The organism is Frankia sp. AgKG'84/4 (genome assembly GCF_023242965.2).
Lineage (GTDB): Bacteria > Actinomycetota > Actinomycetes > Frankiales > Frankiaceae > Frankia.
Genome location: NZ_JALKFU020000747.1, coordinates 1 through 503 on the forward strand (window position 1 = coordinate 1; position 503 = coordinate 503).

The window sequence follows — 503 nt, forward strand, 5'->3', positions numbered from 1 at the left end:
CTCCCGGCCGCCACCGCCCTCCCGGCCGACTCCGCCCTCCCGGCCGCCACCGGCCGCGCCCGCAGCCACCACCACACCGCGGCAGCGACGATCACGACCGCCTCGGCCGCCGAGCAGGCCGTCGCGACGGCTCGGGCCGCCGGGCCGTCGAACTGCAACGAGCCATACGAGTAGGTGGGTGCCGCTCCCCCGGCCAGGTGGGCGAGGACGAACGGGGTCGCGGCGACCGCCTCCACCTGCAACCCGCGGGCCCGCTGCGCGCCGACGAAGCCAAACACGTCCCGCCACCAGCCGGTGAGCGCCGCGACGACGGCGAGCGCCGCGACCGCGATCACCAGCCCACCGGCGACCCGGACCAGCGCGGCCCACGACCAGCCCCGACCCCGGCTCCGACCCCGACCCCGACCCCGACCCACCGGCCGCGGCAGGGCGACGAGCAGCAGCCCCGGCCACACCTTGAGCAGCGCCCCGACCCCGATGGCGAACGCGGCGCGCCCGCCACG

General features: G+C 79.1%; 1 pseudogene. It reads right to left on the minus strand.

The features are described from left to right. Nucleotides 1-503 (minus strand): annotated as a pseudogene (locus MXD58_RS24930) (glycosyltransferase 87 family protein); the annotation flags it as partial.